Genomic DNA, 18,623 nt, shown 5'->3' with positions numbered 1-18,623 from the left:
CCCCCCCTTTCAGCGGCCATGCTGGTCGTTGTTCGATGTGCCTTGAGGTATGTCGCGTCGATCATCACAATCTTCTGTTCGCCGAGCTCCGCAGCGAGACCGGTCATCATCCGCGCGAAGATGCCTTTCTCGCTCCAACGATTCCAGTGGCTGTAAAGCGTCTCGTGTGCAGCATAGGCGGCAAGAGCGTCACGTCAGCGCAAGCCATTGCGATTGAAAAAGATAATCCCGTTCAACACGCGCATGCCATAGACCCGCGCAAGCACCACTGAAAACAAACGACATTTTCAGCGTGACCTTGCCGTCAGACGCCCGTTTGCAGCCCGGTTGTTGCAAACCAACTGAAAATGCCCCCTCGCAACCCTTTGTTTTCATTGGCTGTGCCAACAGGGCATCTTGCAAAGGTTCTGAACGCGCTCAAACGCGGTGTGGCTCGTACGCGTATGTGGGCAGAGATGGGAGGGAGATCACGCATGTCGTGCCCGACCCAGTGCAAATGAAGCGGGAAACGCGAATTTTGCGACTTCGCAGCAAAAAGGCCCGCGGGCGCAGACCTTTCGATCAAACTTCAGGAACCTTACCGCCGGGTTGCGCCGAAATCGAGCACAGGCAGTTCAGAAGGGCAATATCATCCGCAGAAGATCCGGCTGACATTACCGTCCGGTGATGTCGTGAATGTCAGGCGATTGGGGTCGAAGTCGCGCGGTACAAAGCTGTCGGCAGCCAGAACGCGAACCTGAAGCTGGGTCGGGATTGAGTCAACGACTTCAATCGGTTCGCCCTTCAAATCATCGAAAAAGCTGGCGTTGCAGGTCACAGGCTGCGCTGCGGGTGTATCGGAAGATGTATTCTGCGACGGCGCGCAGGCGGACAAAAGAAATCCGGCTGTGCCAAGCAGTGGAAAGATAAGACGCATTTGATACCTCGTTTCTGGTAAATTGCGCCAGCGGTGCAAACTGTTCAAGAGCGTGTGCTGAGTCGTTGAATCCCTGTGGCTTTTCGAACATTGTCGCAAAGAAAGAAACGAGGAGTTCGAAGATCATGCGCACCCGTGCCGCCGTGGCTGTTGAGGCCGGTAAACCCCTTGAAATCATGGACGTAGAGCTTGACGGCCCAAAGGCTGGCGAGGTGCTGGTGGAAATCAAGGCGACCGGTCTGTGCCACACAGACGAATTCACCAGGTCCGGCGCGGACCCCGAAGGCATCTTTCCAGCGATTCTGGGCCACGAGGGCGCGGGCGTCGTGATCGAAGTTGGCGAAGGGGTCACGTCTTTGGCTGTTGGGGACCACGTTATCCCGCTTTACACGCCGGAATGTCGAGAATGCGAATACTGTCTGAACCCAAAGACCAACTTGTGCCAAAAGGTGCGCGCGACACAGGGGCAAGGGTTGCTTCCCGACGGCTCAACACGGTTTCGGATGCTCGATGGAACACCCATTCACCACTACATGGGCTGCTCGACCTTCGCCAATCACACGGTTGTTCCCGAAATTGCCTTGGCCAAGATCCGCAAGGATGCGCCGTTTGACAAGGTTTGCTATATCGGTTGCGGCGTCACAACCGGCATTGGCGCGGTCATCAACACTGCCAAGGTAGAGATCGGATCGCGCGGGATCGTGTTTGGTCTTGGCGGGATCGGTTTGAACGTCATTCAGGGTCTGCGGCTTGCCGGGGCAGACCAGATCATCGGTGTGGACCTGAACGATTCCAAAGCCGAAATGGCAACGCATTTTGGCATGACCGATTTTGTGAACCCGTCCAAGGTGGACGGGGATCTGGTGGCGCATCTTGTGGAGTTGACCAAGGGTGGCGCGGATTACACCTTTGATGCGACTGGCAATGTGGACGTGATGCGCACCGCCTTGGAATGTGCGCACAAGGGCTGGGGCGAAAGCATCATCATCGGCGTGGCGCCTGCAGGTGCAGAAATCGCGACGCGTCCGTTCCAGTTGGTCACGGGCCGGGTTTGGCGCGGTACTGCGTTTGGTGGTGCACGTGGGCGCACGGATGTGCCCAAGATCGTCGATTGGTACATGGCGGGCAAGATCGAGATTGACCCCATGATCACCCACAAGCTGACTTTGGATGAAATCAACCACGGTTTCGATCTCATGCACGAAGGCAAATCTATCCGCGCCGTCGTGGAGTTTTGAGGCTGCGATGGGCGATAACACCCGCGGCCTGACGGGGCTGAAAGTCTGGCTACGGGACCTTTACGAGGGGGATACCGACAGGGCTCATCGCTTCCGCTATGGCCTGTTGGTGTTCGACCTGACCACCATCATATTTGTCATTGCGACATCTTTCACGAACCATGGCGCGTGGGTGCAGTCGTTTGACACAGCGGTGGGCGTTTTGTTGCTCATCGAGTTTTGCGCACGTTGGTTCATCGCACCGAGGCGGATAAAATTTCTGGCCTCGCCGTTCGTTTTGGCTGACCTGGTTGCGGTGCTGTCGTTTCTGGCGCCATTGGCGGGTGAAGGGCTTGGTTTCCTGCGCATATTGCGCACGCTGCGGCTGTTGCGAACCTATGAATTGCTGCACAGACTGCGCCGGGATTTCATGTTCTTCCGCCGCAACGAAGACGTGATTGTTGCTGCAATCAATCTGATCGTTTTCATTTTTGTGATGACAGGGTTGGTCTATGCTACCCAGTTCACGACAAACCCCCAGATCCAGAATTATAGCGACGCCTTGTATTTTACCGTGACCGCGCTGACTACGACTGGGTTTGGCGACATCACATTGCAGGGCAGTGTGGGGCGGATCATTTCAGTTGTCGTCATGGTCTGCGGCGTCACGCTTTTCTTGCGGTTGGCACAGGTGCTGTTTCGGCCGCGCAAAGTACGCCAGCCCTGCCACGTATGCGGGTTGGTCCTGCATGATGCGGATGCAGTACATTGCAAACACTGCGGCGAAGTGGTTCGCATCGAAACTGAGGGGATGGAATGACATTGAAGATCCGCGCCTTTGCCGAGGCTGACACAGATGCGCTTTGGTCCATGCTGGAACCGGCGTTCCGCGCGAACGATACCTATACGGTTGCGGCTGATATTTCCCGCGATGAGGCTTTGGCCTTTTGGTGTGCACCGGAAAAATCGGTGTTCATGGCGTCGAACGGGTCTCCGGTTGGCACATATTACCTGAAGCCAAATCAGGCGGGCGGCGGTGCCCATGTGTGCAATGCGGGGTTTGTCGTCCATCCAGATGCGCGTGGCAAAGGCGCGGCGCAGACGATGCTGGATCATGCTTTGGACCAAGCGCGCAAGGCGGGGTATCGCGCTATGCAGTTCAACTTCGTCGTGGCCACGAACACCGGTGCAATACGGATTTGGGAACGCAATGGGTTTGACGTCGTGGGCCGGTTGCCGGGCGCGTTTCATCACCCGCAGCAGGGGTATGTAGATGCGCTGGTGATGTATCGCGATCTTTCGGCCTGACGAAAAAAGGGCACCTGAAAAGGCGCCCTCTATGTCCAGTCGCCAATAATGGGCGTTCAGGTTTTGCGGCGCTTGAAGAGAGCGAGTGCTGCAAGCCCTGTTGCGGCCAATGGCAGGCCAGCAGGCAGGGGAACTGGCGGCGGATTGGTTGAATTGAAGCGCAAGTCATCGACCACTGTATACAGACGCACGTCGGTCCCCGAACCGTATCGAATAGTCACGCTGGTCACCGCCTCGTCACTTATGAAGCCGATGAACTGGTCAACCGAGTCGTTCATGTTCGCGGCTACCGACAGCGTACCAAGAAGTCCGCTGGTTCCAAAGATGTCCAAATTCGCCGAGAAACCTGACGAACAGCAGGCCTCGTCATTTCCGAAGAACATGCCGACCGACGAGGCTGCCGAGGCGAAAGTGAATGTGATCGGATCGGGAAAGCCGTCGGCTGTAAGACCGGTTGTTCCGCTTGGAAAGCTTGGTGCAGCAGCAAAGCCGATGGTTCTCAGCCCTGTCGACGCTGCCGCTGTTACGCCGGGAACCAATGCCAGATCATCGAATGTTTCAAGCGAATAGGGGCCTTGAGTAAGTCCCGCAACCGAGAACACCTCGGTGATTGCGGCGTTCGCGGCGTTTGCGGCAAAGGCCAGACCACAGATCGCAGAAAGTAGTGACAGTCTTTTCATCATAAATCCTCCATCAAGTTTAAAAGCCTAGAAGTTAACTTAACGTTAGTCACTTGGATAGCTCTATTTTTCGTCCGCTAGCCGATGTGCCTGCAATTCCTGACTTTGTGCTGGTGAAACCGATGTGGCTTGCTGATATGCTGACCCAGTCGGCCCAATTTTGCCGGTACCCACCTGACAGGAGACCCTTGTGGCAACCGAAGACCGCCAGAAACTGCTTGCCGTGCTAATTGATGCGGACAATGTTCCCGCCAGCTATGCTGAAGCAATCTTTGAAGAAATCGCCAGTTTTGGCGAAGCATCCATCCGCCGCATCTATGGTGATTTTTCCCGTGATGGCCTGCGCGGCTGGTCCAAGAAACTGGCAAATCTTGCTATCGTGCCAATGCAGGCGCCGAGCAACACGCGCGGTAAGAACTCGTCCGACATCGCGCTGGTTATTGATGCGATGGACATCCTTCATACCGGGCGCTTCGACGGGTTCGTTCTGGTGTCGTCCGACAGTGATTTCACCCGACTGGCCAGTCGTATTCGCGAGCAGGGAATTGATATCTACGGCATGGGCGAGCAAAAGACGCCTGAAAGCTTTCGCCGGGCCTGTAAGCGTTTCATCTATGTGGAAAACCTGACAGCTGCAGAGGCAGAACCGTTGGAGGCTGCAGATCAGCCTGTTGAGAAGCCCACCAAGAAGTTGCAGCCAATCGATGCGCGTAACCTGATCTTTCGGGCCTTCGATGCCATTGAACAGGATGACGAATGGTATTCGCTGGGGCCGATTGGTCAGCATATCACCGCTGCGAACCCGGATTTTGATCCGCGCAATTATGGTAAGAAAAAGCTGTCTGACCTGATGGCGGAATTGAAAATGTTCGAATTGCGCCGCGGTCCGGGCAACCAGTTCGAGGCCCGCCGACTGGACTGAAACACTGAGCCGGTATCTGGCTTGGTCGTCAATGCGCGTGCTTTCTCGCTTTGTCGATCGGCGACCCTGTGCCAGTCTGGAGACATCGATTTGCTGGGAGGGTATCAGATGCACTTAAAACGTATGGGCGCAGGCGCTGTGCTAGCGGCGGCCGTCTGCGCGCCGCTGTCCGCACAAGTGGCCGGTGAGCGGATTCAGATCACCGGAGAGATCATCGATACGTGGTGCTATTTTTCCGGTGTCATGGGCGGTCCGGAAGCGGTTGTCGGATCGGCGCATCATACCTGTGCATTGTGGTGTTCTGCTGGCGGCATTCCGGTCGGCCTGTTGGGCGATGATGGTGAGGTCTACATGGTTTTGAAGCTGGGCGATGACGACGCCAGTGCGGGGGGCGACACGCAATTGCGCCTTGCCAGCCACCAGATCACAGCCGACGGCATGCTTTATCAACGGGACGGGCTGAATTATCTCGTGGTGTCCGAAGTCGTGGCCGACGACGGGATCGTGAACCTGAGCCATGATGATTTCGGTGTCACACCCGGTTTCGCCATCCCAGAGCCGAAGGAGTGACCGTCATGCGTACGATTGCGATGATTGCGGTTCTGTTGGGGACAAGCCCGTTGGCCGCACAAGACTTTTCCGAAGGGTCGGAAGCACGGTCGTGGAACCTGTACGCCGAACAGCCCGCCCGATTTGAAGCCCGCGTGGTCGATATGCTTTGCGCTGTCACGGGCGACTGCCCCGAAGATTGCGGTGGCGGTCAGCGGCAGATCGGCTTGCTGCGCAGTGTGGATGATGTGTTGGTGTACCCCAACAAGAACGCCCAACCCGTGTTCAGCGGCGCTGCGGTTGATCTATTGCCTTTCTGCGGGGCGGATGTCGAAGTTGACGGGCTGATGTTGGATGATCCTGATATTGGGGCGCGCAACATCTATCTGGTACAACGCATCCGCCGACTTGATGGCGACGAGTGGATCAACGCGCAGTCGTGGACCGAAAACTGGGCCGCCCAGAACCCCGATGCAAGCGGCGAGGGGCCCTGGTTCCGGCGCGACCCGCGTGTCGCAGCTGAAATCGAAGCGCACGGGTATCTTGGCCTTGGCCTCGACGTGGATGCTGCCTTTATCGCGGATTGGTTTTGATGCGCGCAGCTGGCCTTGTTGTGGCGGCTTTTTCGTTGGCAGGGCCAAGCTTTGCGCATGATGGCGTCTCGCACACCACGCAAGCCGAAGCTGCGGCGCATGCCGCAGCGGTTCCACCCGGCCCCGCGCTCCCGCTGCCGTTTGATGTGGGAGGCGCGTTTGTGCTTACCGATCACACGGGCGCTGCGCGAAGCCAGGCTGACCCGGCGGGGCGGATGCAACTGGTGTTTTTCGGCTATGCCAATTGCCCAAGCATCTGTTCTGCGGCGATGCCGATGATCGCGGACACCGTGGATGTGCTGGCTGGGCAAGGTGTTATGGCCGTTCCAGTGATGATTACGGTTGATCCGGCACGTGACACGCCCGAAACGATGGCAGAGCCCTTGCATCAAATGCACCCTGATTTCATTGGCCTGACCGGGACAGAGGCAGAGCTTGCCCAAGTGCGGGACTTGTTCGGTGTCGAAAGCAAGGTTGTGTTCACCGATCCCGACCATGGCGATGTTTTCGCCCATGGCAGTCATATCTACCTGTTGGACGGTGCCGGTGAAGTGCTGACGCTGATCCCGCCAATCCTGTCGGCGGCACGAGCGGCTGAAATTGCGGCCCGTTATGCAGACGGGATCTGAGCGTTAGTGATCGGGGCGCACGCGGCTCTGCCACCAACGCAAAGCAAGCCCAAGCGCAACACCGGCCCCGATCGCGACGGTCAGGTCTGTTAAAACAGTCAGTACAAGGGTGAGTGCCAACAACGCGCGCTCTGCACCGGGTGCGCGAAAATGGCGCCGCCAATGGTGTGGCTCGCTCATGTTCCATGCGGTCAGCAGCAAGAGACCGGCCAACGCAGGCAGGGCGAGTCGTCCAGCCAAGGGGGCCGCGACTGACATTACGGCAAGGATCGTTATGGCGTGAACAATGCCTGCGACGGGCGTCCTGCCGCCAGCCCGAACGTTCGTCGCCGTGCGCGCGATCGCGCCGGTCGCGGGCAGGCCGCCGAACATTGCAGACCCGATATTCGCCGCCCCTTGGGCCAAAAGTTCTGCATCTGGCCGGGTCTTGCCGTTGATCATGCGGTCCGCGACCACCGCTGACAGAAGCGATTCCACACCGGCCAAAAATGCAATCACCAAAGCCGAGGGCAGCAAGACGAATAACCGCGCGGGGGAAAGATCGGGCAGGGATGGCATCGGCAAATGACTTGGCAAAGCGCCATAACGGCTTGTCAGCGTGTCCACCGGCAGCCCGAACAGCGCCACAAGTGCGGACCCAAGGCCGACCGCGACGATAAGGCCGGGAAAGCGCGGCGCAGCCCGACGCAAAGTCACGATCAGCACCATGGTGACAAGGCCGACGGTGAAAGCGGACCAACTGAGAGTATCACGGGCCGACCAGAGTGCCGGAACCAGTTCCACCGCATCCGCCGGTACATGCGCCAGCTTCAGGCCCATCAAATCCTTGATTTGGCTCAATCCGATGATGCAAGCGATCCCAATTGTGAAGCCGTTGACGACCGCCTCGGGAACGAGCCTGACCAGCCGTCCGGCACGCAAAATGCCGGCCGCCAGCAGGATCAGACCGGCCATGAAGGTTGCCGTCACTAAGCCGTCAAACCCGTGTGCCGCGATGATGCCGTGAACAACCACGATAAAGGCACCGGTTGGTCCGCCGATTTGCACCCTGCTGCCCCCGAGGGCGGAAATCAGAAACCCTGCAACGATGGCTGTGATGATCCCCGTTCCCGGGTCCGCGCCTGATGCGATTGCAATGGCAAGGCTGAGCGGAAGAGCGACCATGGCAACGGTCACGCCAGCCTGAAGGTCGGCCAAGAACAAAGACGCCGTATAGCCGCGCAACGATGTGGCGAGTTTTGGGGTCATTCTGATGTACCGGGTGCGAGTTGTGGGAACTCAACGGCATAGCCGCCGACAAAACAAGATGCGGCTACGTCGCAGTCGCGCCGTGTCTTGGTTCGGCTTCATTGCCTTAAACGGTGTCGGTGAATTCCAGTTGCAATTTGCTGCAGCCAAGGATGGCCTCTGCGGCAGTGGAACTTTCTACACGAATAAATGATGGTTTAAGGCGGTTATTAAGTTCCCACAGCAAGACGTACACCTCAAAGGTCAATGCACAATACAGGTGGCGCGATGAGTACAGACTCAAAGTCGGGCGTACGCTTTGGGCATTTTCCTTGCTCCTCCATATCCGCAACACGCTTTTGGATACTCCACAGGTCTGAAACAGGAATTGCGTCGGCGGGATGGTCCAGATCAATAAGCCATGCCCGGTCCCATCCGGGCACAAGATCACCGTCGCGATAGGCCCGTTTCAATTCTTGGATGATTTGATCTCGGTTGAACGTACCACGCATGACGCCGAAGGTAGAATGTGGTCTTTAGACGACCGGACGGTGAGCATTCCTCTATACTCCGTCATCGTTCATAGCCTTGAATTGAGCACAATGAGGTACGTGCGCGCTCGGCCCGATGTTAGCGAGATGTTCCGTAACGCGCCATAAACATCTGCACCGCGCCTTTGATCACGCGGTCAAGATCAGGCTGGGTCACCTTGCCGGGCATATTGAACACCACGCGCTGAAACAGATCCGCCTTGCACAGTTCTGCGAACTGATCTGCCGCAAGTTCAACGTCTTCAATCGCGAGATCCCCGCGCTCTGTGGCACAGTTGAGGAACTCTACCACGCGGGCCCGGGCAAGTTCCGGGCCGGACCGGTAGAAGGTGCGCCCAAGTTCAGGAAACCTTTCAGACTCGGCCACGCAGATGCGAAAGACCTGCTGCCCGAATTCCGACAGCACAAATCCAGTCATCCGGCGCGCGATGTCGGTGAGTGTTTCTTCGGTTGATGCACCGGAATGTGCCTGAACCATTGCCGTTTCCGACTGGCGGAGGCATTCCGTTTTCGCGACCTCAAGAAACAGCAGTTTTTTGTCTGGAAAATAACTGTAGAGCGTCGCCTTGGACACGCCTGCCGCCTTTGCGATGCTATCGACACTGGCACCGGTATAACCTTCGCGCATGAATACATCGCGTGCGCCGGCGACAACTTGATCGAACTTGCGCCCCTTCTTGATTTTTGGACTTTGATTGTTCACGCGTGCCCTCCTGGCGCGGATGGGCAAACTTAAACCGAACGGTTCAACCGGTGCAAGCAGCGTGCCGCAGTCAAAGCGTTGCTCCCGGTCCTGTCGTGTGCGTGGCTGTAGGGTTGCCGGGGCAGACACGCCGCGCTAGCCATTGGCGAAACTTCGACAGATGCGAATAGCGAAAGGGGAACGCGGAATGGAAACCGTTTCGGAAAGCCGGTGCTTTGGGGGCGTTCAGGGGGTGTATCGCCATGCGTCCCGCGTGTGTGGGTGTGACATGACTTTTGGGATGTTCCTGCCGCCCCAAGCTGCGTATGCGCCCGTTCCGGTGCTTTGGTATCTGTCGGGTCTGACATGTACCCATGAAAACGCCATGACCAAGGCCGCGGCGCAGGGCTGGGCGGCCGAAGCGGGTCTTGCATTGTGTTTTCCCGACACGTCGCCGCGCGGCGCGGATATTGCGGATGACGACGCTTATGATCTGGGGCAGGGCGCGGGTTTCTATGTCGACGCGACACAGACGCCTTGGGCTCCACATTTCAACATGTGGAGCTATGTCACAGACGAATTGCCCCGCGTGCTGGATGCCTCGTTCAACGTGGACCCAGAGCGTCAGGCGATCATGGGCCATTCCATGGGCGGTCACGGGGCGTTGACGGTGGCAATGAACCATCCGGGTCGGTTTTCCAGCGTGTCGGCCTTTGCGCCGATTGCGCATCCGGTTGCGTCTGACTGGGGCCGCAAACAATTCACCGCCTATCTTGGCACTGACGAGGCCACGTGGGCCCGCCACGATGCAACGCTGCTGATGAAATCGCAGGGCTTTGATGGCCCGGTTTTGATTGACCAAGGGTCGGATGATCAATTTTTGGCATTGCTTCGTCCCGGTGATCTGGCTCAGGCCATGGGTGCGCGGGCGCAAGAGGGCCAGTTCCGGATTCAAAAGGGGTATGATCACAGCTACTGGTTCATGCACAGTTTCATGGAAGACCACATTGCCTTTCATGCCGAGGCACTTGGTCTGTGACGCGCCTTTTCATCGATGCGGATGCCTGTCCGGTCAAGGCCGAGGCGGAACGTGTTGCAACGCGCCACAAGGTCGAGATGCTTGTTGTGCACAATGGGGGATTGCGGCCATCGGCGAACCCGCTTGTGCGCCATGTCATCGTGGACGAAGGACCCGACATGGCAGATCGCTGGATTGCGGCGGAATGCGGGCGGGGCGATGTTGTGGTGACCGGAGACATCCCGCTGGCTGATGCCTGCATCAAGGCTGGCGCCGCCGTTCTGCAGCACAACGGCGAAATGTTCACTGTCGGTAACATTGGACAGCGGCTCGCAACGCGGGACTTGATGAACGATATCCGCGCGTCAGACCCGTTTCATCAGGGCCGCGGCAAAGGGTTCAGCAAAGCGGACAGGTCGCGCTTTTTATCCGCGCTGGATACGGCGCTTGTCGCGGCACGGCGTTTGGTATGACCATGGTTGAGGCGGTGATCTTTGATATCGGGAATGTTCTGATCAAATGGGACCCGATCCAGTTTTATGACCGTGTGATCGGGGTTGACGCCCGGCGCGCCTTGTTTGCTGCGGTGGACCTGGAGGGCATGAATTTAGCTGTGGATGCCGGTGCGGACCTGCACCAAGCCGTTGAAGAAATGGCCGCCCAGTACCCAGAACATGCCGGTTCAATTCGTATGTGGCGGGACAATTGGCTGGAGTTTGTCATCGGGCCAATCGACGGCTCCGTTGCGCTGTTGCGCCGATTGCGCGCTGCGGGGGTCCCTGTGCATGCGTTGACAAATTTCGGGCATACGCCGCTGGCGATGGCCGATGCGGCCTTCCCGTTCCTGTTGGAGTTCGACTCACGCTTCGTGTCGGCGGAGTTGGGAGTTTGCAAACCGGACCCGGCGATTTATGCCGCTGTGGAGCAAAGCCTTGGCATACCGGCAAAGGGGTTGTTTTTTATCGATGACAAGCGCGAGAATACCTCCGCTGCATCAGCGCGGGGCTGGCAAACGCATTTTTTTGAAGGATCCGAAGCGCTTGTCCACGATCTTGACGCGCTGGGAGTCGCTGGAGCGTGATTTGGTTGGGCAATTTAATGTCAAAAGGTGAGTTGAATAAATAACATTCTGATTCGAGATGATTAATCCTGCGGCGTCTGTTAACTAAAGTTTACATCGAAGATTGCCTGAATAGACATCTCACATCTACGAAACGTGAAAGGCTTGGATGTTCCGAGCTGTATCGTTGGTGATTTCGATGAAACTGATTGTTAGAACTTGTGCGGCTGTTGCGGCCGTATCCTCGTCACTTGCCTTTGCGACAGCGGGCCATGCGGCTTCTTTGTCGGCGTCCGAACTGCTGAGCCTGTTCAACGGTGTCACGCAAGGCGATATGACATCCAACCAAGAAGTCGAAGGACGTCTGTATGTTGGCGGCAATCTGTCGGGCAACAGTCTGCAAGTCGGGTTCAAAGATGTCGCGCCAAGCGCTCTTGATGAACTGATCGTCGTGGGAAATTCCACCATCAATACGATCAATGCTCAAAACGGCAGTGACGTTACGATCGGTGGCTCAGCGGTTGGTACTCTTAACCTGAATGGCGGCAGCCAAGGCACGCGCACGGCACGTATTGGTACGACGTTCAGCGGCACCTCCAATATGGGGACGACGCTTGTAAACCAAGCCACTTCTGACGCCAACTTTGCAGATCGGTTCCCCGAAATCGACTTCGCCGCGCTACAGGATGAATCCGAATTTTTCGCGACTCTGACCGGGGCTGCGGTGAACACGAGTGATCCGAACAACAAGAAGATCATCGGCGCGCCAGATGCATCCGGACTTTCGGTTTTCACCACGTCGTTGTCGGATTTGGCCAGCGGTGGCTACTCGATCGATACCAACGGCGCAGACACGATCCTGATCAACGTGTCTGGCGTCACCGGAACATTCGGCATGAACGCGCTTGGGTCAACAGGCACCTTCGCAGAAAATGTCATCTGGAACTTCTATCAAGCGACATCGATCAATGTGAATTCGGCGATTATCGGCAGCGTGCTTGCGCCCCTTGCCACGTTGTCCGGGTTCAACGGCTCTACCGAAGGCAGCGTGATCGCGAGAGAGATCAACCTGTCCAACGGTGAATTGCACAGCCGCGCCTTTATAGGCACATTGCCGATGGAAAGCGTGGCACCACCACCGCCTGCCGTGCCTCTTCCCGCGGCTTTGCCGCTGCTTTTGGCTGGTCTTGGTGGGCTGGTCGCGCTGCGCCGTCGCGCCGCATAACCCATTTGTCAGAGAAACGATCGATGAGGCGGCCCTTTCGCGGGCCGCCTTTTTCGTGCCTCATGCCGGGCGATATTGCCGCCCTGTGTTCGGCTTGGCTTTTCCCGCGCTGCGCGGCGCGTTAAGGCAGGTGCATGGTCGAATTGAAGTACATCTACGCTACACGCGCCGCCGAAGGCACGATCAAAGCGGACCCAGCGCAGGAATCCGTGCTGCCCGAACTGGAGCGGATCCGGCAAGAGCTTGCCGCGCCGCCGCCAAAACGCGGATTTTTCGGGCGTTCACCCAAGCCGGTACCTATCAAGGGGCTGTATCTCTGGGGCGGTGTCGGGCGCGGAAAGTCCTATTTGATGGATTTGTTCGTGACCCATGTGGGGGTGCCTAAACGGCGCGTCCATTTTCATGCGTTCATGCAGGAAATTCACGCCGGAATGACCGAAGCGCGTAAGCGCGGCGTGGATGATGCACTTGCACCGGTGGCCGATAAACTTGTCGCAGAACTGCGCCTATTGGCCTTTGACGAGATGCAGATCACCGACATCACCGATGCGATGATCGTGGGTCGCCTTTTTGAACGCCTGTTCGAGGGGGGCGTGGTGATCGTGACAACGTCGAACCGGCATCCCGATGAGTTGTACAAAGACGGTTTGAACCGGTCCTTGTTTTTGCCGTTCATTGAAACGATCAAGGATCAGCTTGTGGTTTGGGAACTGACAAGCCCAACCGACTATCGCCAGGACCGCCTCGAAGGCATGCAGGTCTATTTTCATCCCGCAGATGCGGCTGCCCGCGCGTCCGTGGATGACTTGTGGCACGAGATGACCCAAACACCCCGCGCCCGCGCGAACATCACAGAGGCGCAGCAAAAGATGCAGCAGCGCGGTGTCGGCTTGGCGAATGACGAAGGCCTGACACTCAAGGTCAAAGGCCGTGAGGTGCATTTGCCGCGCTTCCGGGCCGGCGTGGCGCGCGTATCGTTCTGGGATCTGTGCGGGGTGCCGCTTGGCCCGGCTGACTACCTTGCCGTGGCCGAGGCTGTTCGCGTGCTGATCCTTGAGGATGTGCCGCGCCTTGGCATTTCAAACTTCAACGAAGCCAAGCGATTTGTGACGTTGGTGGATACGCTTTATGAGGCGGGGACGCGCCTTGTCGTGACCGCCGCCGACGCGCCTGAACGGCTGTATGTCGAGGGGTCAGGTGCCTTCGAGTTTGAACGCACTGCCAGTCGTCTGCGCGAAATGCAAAGCGTTGAGTGGGCTGCACAAGGCTAGGACGGTGGACAGCCCCCGCACTTCGCGGTAGCAGAACGCCGGACCTCGGCAAGGACAAGACAGGCTATGGACGATCTTCGGAACAAGTATCTGGCAGCAATTGCGGACGCGGGCGATGAAGCGTCGCTAGAAACCTTGCGCGTCACCGCCGTGGGCAAGAAGGGTGAGATCAGCCTGAAAATGCGCGAACTCGGCAAAATGACGCCAGATGAACGCCAGATCGCCGGGCCAAAGCTGAACGCGCTGAAAGATGAAATCAATTCGGCGCTCGCGGCCAAGAAAGTCGCGCTTGCCGATGCCGCGCTGGATGAACGACTGCGGGGCGAGTGGCTTGATGTGACGCTGCCGGGGCGCGGTGCGGCGCGCGGCATGGGCACGATCCACCCGGTCAGCCAGGTCATGGATGAAGTCGCCGCAATCTTTGCTGATATGGGCTTCGCCGTTGCCGAGGGGCCGCAGGTCGAAAGCGACTGGTACAATTTCGACGCGCTGAACATCCCCGGTCACCACCCGGCGCGCGCCGAGATGGACACGTTCTACATGGCGCGGTCCGAGGGCGACAATCGCCCACCCCATGTGCTGCGCACGCATACCTCGCCGGTGCAGATCCGCACGATGGAAGCGCAAGGCGCCCCGCTTCGGATCATTGCGCCGGGCCGCGTCTATCGTGCCGATTACGACCAGACACATACGCCGATGTTCCACCAGATCGAAGGTCTGGCCATCGACCGAGACATTTCCATGGCGAACCTGAAATGGGTGCTTGAGGAGTTCTTCTCGGTGTTCTTTGGCTTGGACGGGATCAAGACCCGGTTCCGCGCTTCGCATTTCCCGTTCACCGAACCGTCGGCCGAGGTGGATATCCAGTGTTCCTGGGTTGACGGTCAGTTGCGGCTGGGCGAAGGCGACGGCTGGCTAGAGGTGCTGGGGTCGGGCATGGTGCACCCGAAGGTGCTTCAGGCGGCGGGGGTGGACCCGGCGGCGTGGCAGGGCTTCGCCTTCGGCATGGGCATCGACCGGATCGCGATGCTGAAATACGGCATCCCTGACCTGCGCGCGTTCTTCGACTCAGACCTGCGCTGGCTGCGCCACTACGGCTTCAGCGCGCTGGATGTGCCGACGTTGCAGGGTGGTTTGAACGGGTGAATGTGCCTACAGCACTATATCAACCAATTGCGACAGTTGTTTCTGCTGGCATTATTCTTGCCGTGGCGACACTTGTATATCGGTGGCAAAAGAACATCGATAATTTCAATCAGAGGCGCGCCGAGAGGCGCGAGATATATCGAAGATATGCGACCGCTGTAGAGGCTTTTAGAAGTGCTTATCCATCCTGCAGTTTGGATGTTGCACTTGAGAAGATAGCTTTAATGAAGCAAGTAGAGGCCGAGTTGGTGGTCTCTTTGCCGCCCAAGATTCTTCCGGCAAACTTGGTCTCCGGCGATTTGGCCATAGATCTAATTATCCATGATTTGGAGTTGGAACTATTTTCAAAAAAATATGAGTTAAATCCTCCTACTTCTGATGGGCAACTCAAAAAATTAATCGCTCTTTCTGAAGAAGCTGAAAGATCAAAAGATAGATTCATAAACTATATAGAAGCCACTTTGCAATCTATGCGGCTGGATTCTTTGGTCAATATTGAGGTTGCGAGCCCCTTTATGGCTGATATGAGGGAAATAGAGAAACGCTTAAATTTGATGCGGGAGAAGAGAAAAAAAGTGCCAGAAGAAAATTGAAAGGGGGATCGTTCCTGATCCCCTTTTTCTGATTGAGATGTACTTGTACTACTCCGCGGCCGCCTTCCCGGCCTCCGGCAACGCCCCCGTCAGCACATAGCGCAGGATTTCGACCACTTCGCCGGGCTCTTCGGCAACGGCCAGTGCAGCGGCGTCCACCTCTTTCAGGGCGTGCTGGTGGTCAGGGCCGTGCAGTACGATCAGGGACTTGCCGAGAGCTGCTGCATAGCCCGCATCGAACGCCGCGTTCCACTGCTTGTACTTCTCGCCAAACCGCACGACGACCACGTCGGCGCCTTCGATCCCGCGCCGGGTGCGGATCGCGTTCAGCATCGCGCCCTTGTGGTCATGCCAATATTTCTTGGCCTCAGCGCCAAGAATGGCCACGCCGCAATCGTCGCTGGCCGCGTGGTCGGTCACCGGGCTGTCAAAACTGACATCCAGCCCCGCCGCGCCTGTGGTGATCTGTTCGCGCCAGTCGGTGTGGATTTCACCGGATAGGTAAACCTTGAGTGTCATCGCGTGTCTCCCTTTGCTGGTGGTATCGGCGGGGTCAGCCGCGAAGCTGCCCGCCTGTTGCCTTGGCGACCTTTTCGATCACCTTTGCACCGACGGCGTCGATATCTTTTTCCGTCAGCGTTTTGCCCGCCGGTTGCAGCCGCACCGAAATGGCGAGAGATTTTTTGCCCGCGCCCATCTGTGCCTCGGCCTTGTCGCCGGTGAATTCGTCAAAGACCGTCACGCTGTCGATCAGCGCTTTGTCGGCTCCGGCTGCTGCGTTCAGCACATCCTGTGCGGCCACGTGGCTGTCCAGCACAAAGGCGAAGTCGCGGTCAACGGCTTGCAAGTCAGGCAGCACCAGAGCAGGCCGCGTCGCGCCGGTCTTGCGCGGGAACGGAACCTCTGCGGGATAGACAACAAACGCCATAGCTGGCCCTTTGACGCCGAATTGGTCCAACACTTTCGGGTGCAGCTCGCCAAAGACAGCGATGGTCTTTTTGGGGCCAAGCCCGATGCGCGCCGACCGTCCCGGATGGAACCACGCAGGCGCGTCACGGAAGGTCATTGTGCGCGCCGGGGCACCGATCGCGGTCAAGACGGCTTCCATATCAGCCTTGGCGTCAAACACATCGCGGGGCCGGCGGGTGCCATGCGGATCGCGGGGCCCGGTCGCGCCAACCAACAGGCCGGCCGCCACGGTGCTTTGCTCGTCCGGCTCGCCGCCGCTGAAAACAGGGCCAACTTCGAACAAGTTCAGATCGGCTTGACCTCGGGCCTGGTTGCGCGCTGCGGCCTGCAACAAGCCCGGCAACAGATCGGGGCGCAGGTGTGTCATGTCCTGACTGATCGGGTTTTCCAGCCGCGCCGCGTCGGAAGCGCCAAACGTCAGCGCCGCAGGTCCGTCAATGAAGCTGTAGGTGACACACTCGTTGAACCCAAGTGCCGCCAGTGACCGGCGCGCCGTGCTCAGCCGGGTCTGCATGGGCGTCAGGATCGCTTTGGGAACGCCGACCTGCACGCGTGGTAGCGGGCGACCTTCCAGCTTGGTCAAAGAGGCGATGCGCGCAACTTCTTCGACCAGATCGGCCTCGCCCTGCACATCGGGCCGCCATGGCGGCACATTGGCCATATCTTCGCTGTCAAGGCAGAAGCCAAGCGCGGTGAGCGAAGCGCGCTGCACCTCTGCCGGGATTTCCATGCCGACAAGGCTTTGCACCCTGTCAGTATCCAGCTTGTACGCGCGGGCGATGTTTGGCACGGCCCCGGCCACAACAACGTCAGAGGCTTCGCCGCCCGCGTGATCCAGGATCATCCGGGTGGCGTGTTCCATGCCGATAGGCGTCCAGGTCGGGTCGATCCCGCGTTCAAAGCGGTACCGCGCATCTGAGTTGATCTTGAGCGCGCGGCCTGTATAGGCGGTGCGGATCGGGTCGAAATAGGCGGCTTCAACAAAGACATTGACCGTGTCTTCGGTTACGCCGGTACGCAGGCCGCCCATGACGCCGGCAATACTTTCGACGCCCGTATCGTCAGAAATCAGGGTCATGCCTTCGGTGAAGGTATAGTCTTTTTCATCGAGCCCGGTGAGCGTTTCGCCGCCAGCGGCGCGGTGTACGCGCAGTCCGCCGTTCAGTTTGTCGGCGTCAAAGACGTGCAGTGGGCGGTTGCGGTCGAAGGTGAAGAAGTTTGTCACATCCACCAGAAAGCTGATCGGGCGCAGGCCAATGGCGCGCAGGGCTGTTTGCAACCAGTCGGGTGACGGGCCGTTTTTTACACCGCGGATCAGGCGACCGTAGAAAACCGGACACTGGCCCAGTGTGTCGTCTTCAATCGTGACGCTGACGGGGCATGGGAAGCTGCCGGGAACCGGGTCGCAGTCGCGCGCCTTGAGCGTGCCAAGGCCGCGTGCTGCCAGATCGCGGGCGATCCCCTGCACCCCAAGCGCGTCGGGGCGGTTGGGTGTGATAGCAATTTCGATCACCGGATCGACCTTTGCAGGGTCATTTACCGCCAGCCAGTCGGCAAAGCTCTGGCCAACCTCGCCAGAGGGCAACTCGATGATGCCGTCATGCTCTTCGGACAGTTCCATTTCGCGTTCGGAACACATCATGCCGTGGCTCTCGACGCCGCGAATCTTGCCGACCTGAATGGTGGTGTCTATGCCGGGCACATACGTGCCGGGTTTGGCCACGACGACAGTGATCCCTTCGCGGGCGTTGGGTGCGCCGCAGATGATCTGCGTTTCTCCCGTGTCGGTCTGAACTGTGCATACGCGCAGTTTATCGGCATCGGGGTGCTTTTCGGCGCGGGTTACATGGCCAAGGGTGAACCCAGCCAGTTTGGCTGCCGGGTTGCTGATCTCTTCGACCTCAAGGCCGAGATCGGTCAGGGCCTCGGCGATTTCGTCCACCGTGGCGGTAGTGTCGAGGTGATCTTTAAGCCAAGAAAGCGTGAATTTCATGTCGGTCGTCCCGTGCCTGCTGCGCGCAACCGCTTACCGCAGGTGCGGGGCAATGTGAAGCCGCGCGGGACCGG

Annotated in this window: 21 protein-coding genes and 1 pseudogene; 14 read left to right on the top strand and 8 right to left on the bottom strand. The window is 58.3% G+C overall.

Features of this window, described 5'->3' with window-relative positions; genetic code table 11:
- Together E2L05_RS14810 and E2L05_RS14805 are read right to left on the bottom strand one after the other, a co-directional pair.
- Positions 1–257, bottom strand: a pseudogene (locus E2L05_RS14810) (IS5/IS1182 family transposase); the annotation flags it as partial.
- Positions 258–628: 371 nt separating this feature from the next.
- Entirely contained in the window at positions 629–916 is a 288-nt protein-coding gene (locus E2L05_RS14805; protein WP_133343680.1) for a hypothetical protein, read from the bottom strand.
- Between the two features lie 125 nt (positions 917–1,041).
- Between E2L05_RS14805 and E2L05_RS14800 the strand changes: the two genes are divergently transcribed.
- Genes E2L05_RS14800 through E2L05_RS14790 form a run of 3 tightly spaced genes read left to right on the top strand, consistent with a single transcriptional unit; the run spans position 1,042 to position 3,441 of the window.
- Positions 1,042–2,154: an S-(hydroxymethyl)glutathione dehydrogenase/class III alcohol dehydrogenase gene (locus tag E2L05_RS14800; protein ID WP_133343679.1), complete on the top strand. Its 1,113-nt coding sequence runs from the start codon at positions 1,042–1,044 to the stop codon at positions 2,152–2,154.
- Between the two features lie 7 nt (positions 2,155–2,161).
- Positions 2,162–2,953 (top strand): potassium channel family protein, encoded by a 792-nt coding sequence (locus tag E2L05_RS14795; protein ID WP_133343678.1) that lies wholly within the window; start codon positions 2,162–2,164, stop codon positions 2,951–2,953.
- Positions 2,950–3,441 (top strand): GNAT family N-acetyltransferase, encoded by a 492-nt coding sequence (locus E2L05_RS14790; protein WP_133343677.1) that lies wholly within the window; start codon positions 2,950–2,952, stop codon positions 3,439–3,441. Before E2L05_RS14795 ends, E2L05_RS14790 begins: the two co-directional genes overlap by 4 nt.
- Positions 3,442–3,497: 56 nt before the next feature.
- Here the strand turns inward: E2L05_RS14790 and E2L05_RS14785 are convergent, their stop codons facing one another.
- Positions 3,498–4,121 carry a VPLPA-CTERM sorting domain-containing protein gene (locus tag E2L05_RS14785; RefSeq protein WP_165971781.1) on the bottom strand — a complete coding sequence of 208 codons (624 nt, stop codon included), beginning with the start codon at positions 4,119–4,121 and terminating at the stop codon, positions 3,498–3,500.
- 190 nt (positions 4,122–4,311) lie between these two features.
- Between E2L05_RS14785 and E2L05_RS14780 the strand changes: the two genes are divergently transcribed.
- From E2L05_RS14780 to E2L05_RS14765, 4 genes are all read left to right on the top strand, one after another.
- A complete protein-coding gene (locus E2L05_RS14780) occupies positions 4,312–5,043 on the top strand; it encodes an NYN domain-containing protein (protein WP_133343675.1) in 732 nt (243 codons plus the stop codon).
- Positions 5,044–5,151: 108 nt separating this feature from the next.
- Positions 5,152–5,613: a hypothetical protein gene (locus tag E2L05_RS14775; RefSeq protein WP_243721996.1), complete on the top strand. Its 462-nt coding sequence runs from the start codon at positions 5,152–5,154 to the stop codon at positions 5,611–5,613.
- Between the two features lie 5 nt (positions 5,614–5,618).
- Complete coding sequence (locus E2L05_RS14770) at positions 5,619–6,185, top strand: hypothetical protein (protein WP_133343674.1); 567 nt, start codon at positions 5,619–5,621, stop codon at positions 6,183–6,185.
- On the top strand, positions 6,185–6,814 hold the full coding sequence (locus E2L05_RS14765; protein ID WP_133343673.1) for an SCO family protein: 630 nt from the start codon (positions 6,185–6,187) through the stop codon (positions 6,812–6,814). Before E2L05_RS14770 ends, E2L05_RS14765 begins: the two co-directional genes overlap by 1 nt.
- Positions 6,815–6,817: 3 nt before the next feature.
- Here E2L05_RS14765 and E2L05_RS14760 read toward each other — a convergent pair whose 3' ends face one another.
- The 3 genes from E2L05_RS14760 to E2L05_RS14750 all read right to left on the bottom strand — a co-directional run bounded on the left by E2L05_RS14760 (position 6,818) and on the right by E2L05_RS14750 (position 9,295).
- A complete protein-coding gene (locus E2L05_RS14760; protein WP_133343672.1) occupies positions 6,818–8,062 on the bottom strand; it encodes a SulP family inorganic anion transporter in 1,245 nt (414 codons plus the stop codon).
- Positions 8,063–8,298: 236 nt separating this feature from the next.
- A complete protein-coding gene (locus E2L05_RS14755) occupies positions 8,299–8,553 on the bottom strand; it encodes a hypothetical protein (protein ID WP_133343671.1) in 255 nt (84 codons plus the stop codon).
- Positions 8,554–8,671: 118 nt separating this feature from the next.
- The gene (locus tag E2L05_RS14750; protein WP_133343670.1) at positions 8,672–9,295 is read right to left on the bottom strand and encodes a TetR/AcrR family transcriptional regulator; all 624 of its coding nucleotides are present in this window, start codon (positions 9,293–9,295) and stop codon (positions 8,672–8,674) included.
- 187 nt (positions 9,296–9,482) lie between these two features.
- Between E2L05_RS14750 and fghA the strand changes: the two genes are divergently transcribed.
- From fghA to E2L05_RS14715, 7 genes are all read left to right on the top strand, one after another.
- Positions 9,483–10,313 (top strand): S-formylglutathione hydrolase, encoded by an 831-nt coding sequence (gene fghA, locus E2L05_RS14745; protein WP_133343669.1) that lies wholly within the window; start codon positions 9,483–9,485, stop codon positions 10,311–10,313.
- Entirely contained in the window at positions 10,310–10,765 is a 456-nt protein-coding gene (locus E2L05_RS14740) for a YaiI/YqxD family protein (RefSeq protein ID WP_133343668.1), read from the top strand. Before fghA ends, E2L05_RS14740 begins: the two co-directional genes overlap by 4 nt.
- Positions 10,762–11,373 (top strand): HAD family hydrolase, encoded by a 612-nt coding sequence (locus E2L05_RS14735; protein ID WP_133343667.1) that lies wholly within the window; start codon positions 10,762–10,764, stop codon positions 11,371–11,373. The genes E2L05_RS14740 and E2L05_RS14735 overlap by 4 nt, the downstream gene beginning before the upstream one ends.
- Positions 11,374–11,551: 178 nt before the next feature.
- The gene (locus E2L05_RS14730) at positions 11,552–12,577 is read left to right on the top strand and encodes a choice-of-anchor A family protein (RefSeq protein WP_165971780.1); all 1,026 of its coding nucleotides are present in this window, start codon (positions 11,552–11,554) and stop codon (positions 12,575–12,577) included.
- A gap of 134 nt (positions 12,578–12,711) precedes the next feature.
- On the top strand, positions 12,712–13,848 hold the full coding sequence (gene zapE, locus E2L05_RS14725; protein ID WP_133343666.1) for a cell division protein ZapE: 1,137 nt from the start codon (positions 12,712–12,714) through the stop codon (positions 13,846–13,848).
- Between the two features lie 66 nt (positions 13,849–13,914).
- A complete protein-coding gene (pheS, locus tag E2L05_RS14720) occupies positions 13,915–14,994 on the top strand; it encodes a phenylalanine--tRNA ligase subunit alpha (RefSeq protein ID WP_133343665.1) in 1,080 nt (359 codons plus the stop codon).
- Complete coding sequence (locus E2L05_RS14715) at positions 14,991–15,587, top strand: hypothetical protein (RefSeq protein ID WP_133343664.1); 597 nt, start codon at positions 14,991–14,993, stop codon at positions 15,585–15,587. Before pheS ends, E2L05_RS14715 begins: the two co-directional genes overlap by 4 nt.
- Before the next feature lie 48 nt (positions 15,588–15,635).
- Here E2L05_RS14715 and E2L05_RS14710 read toward each other — a convergent pair whose 3' ends face one another.
- Together E2L05_RS14710 and pheT are read right to left on the bottom strand one after the other, a co-directional pair.
- On the bottom strand, positions 15,636–16,106 hold the full coding sequence (locus tag E2L05_RS14710; protein ID WP_133343663.1) for a YtoQ family protein: 471 nt from the start codon (positions 16,104–16,106) through the stop codon (positions 15,636–15,638).
- A gap of 34 nt (positions 16,107–16,140) precedes the next feature.
- Positions 16,141–18,549, bottom strand: coding sequence for a phenylalanine--tRNA ligase subunit beta (gene pheT / locus E2L05_RS14705; RefSeq protein ID WP_133343662.1), 2,409 nt, complete (start codon positions 18,547–18,549; stop codon positions 16,141–16,143).
- Positions 18,550–18,623: the final 74 nt, after the last annotated feature.

This window comes from Meridianimarinicoccus aquatilis (genome assembly GCF_004358675.1).
Lineage (GTDB): Bacteria > Pseudomonadota > Alphaproteobacteria > Rhodobacterales > Rhodobacteraceae > Meridianimarinicoccus > Meridianimarinicoccus aquatilis.
Note: the sequence above shows the minus strand (reverse complement) of the source record. Positions and strands in the feature narration are given on the sequence as shown.